The organism is Bacillus sp. BB081, assembly GCF_008368895.1.
In the GTDB taxonomy this organism is placed as follows: Bacteria; Bacillota; Bacilli; order Bacillales; family Bacillaceae_G; genus Bacillus_A; species Bacillus_A wiedmannii.
On record NZ_QOZX01000155.1, the window covers coordinates 1 to 882 of the forward strand.

Sequence of the window (882 nt, forward strand, 5' to 3'; positions counted from 1 at the left end):
GATATTGCCAATAAAACACTTCCTTATTTCAGATCCATTAATAGCGAATCATTGCGCAAAATATGCGGTATTATTAAAGAAGATATTCAAGCGGATGCTGTAGCGATTACAGATAGCAAGCTCATTTTAGCTTATGTAGGACTTGGCGAAGATCACTACAATATCGGGCATGAGATTATTACTGATGCGACCAAGCAGACGATTCGTAGCGGTGAGATTATGATTAGCAATAACGATATGGAAGGCAAAGTGCCTAATATTCAATCGTTAATTATTATTCCTTTGACTGAAAAAGGGATCGTTACAGGTGCACTCAAGATTTATTACCGTAAAGCGCATAAAATAACATATTCTTTACAAACATTAGCAGTAGGTCTTTCTCAGATCATTTCTACATTGATGGAAGTGTCTCGGATTGAGCAGATGAAAGAAATGGCAAACAAAGCTGAAATTAAAGCATTACAGACCAGTATCAATCCTCATTTTCTATTTAACGCTCTCAATGCGATAGCATCGTCCATCCGTATCGATCCTAACTATGCCCGTGAAATGATTATCAATCTATCCGGTTATCTTCGTCATAGTCTGGAATGGAGTGACCAATTGATCGATATTAATAAAGAACTCGGTCAGGTTGTGAATTATGTTGAGATTGAAAAAGCACGATTTGGTAATAAATTGACAGTGATCTATGATGTGGATGAAGAAGTAGAAGTGAAAATCCCCAGTCTTATTATTCAGCCATTAGTGGAGAATGCGATAGTACATGGCATTTTGAAAGGTAAAGGTTCCGGTACAGTAACATTGTCGGTTAAAGATCATGGCGATCAAGTACTCATCAGTGTAGAAGATACAGGAGCAGGAATCGATCAAGATATTATT

Annotated in this window: 1 protein-coding gene; it reads left to right on the forward strand. The window is 37.2% G+C overall.

Annotation, left to right across the window (positions count from 1 at the left end):
• Nucleotides 1-882 (forward strand): sensor histidine kinase (locus DN394_RS28800; protein WP_179953674.1); only part of this gene is annotated, 882 nt, incomplete at both ends.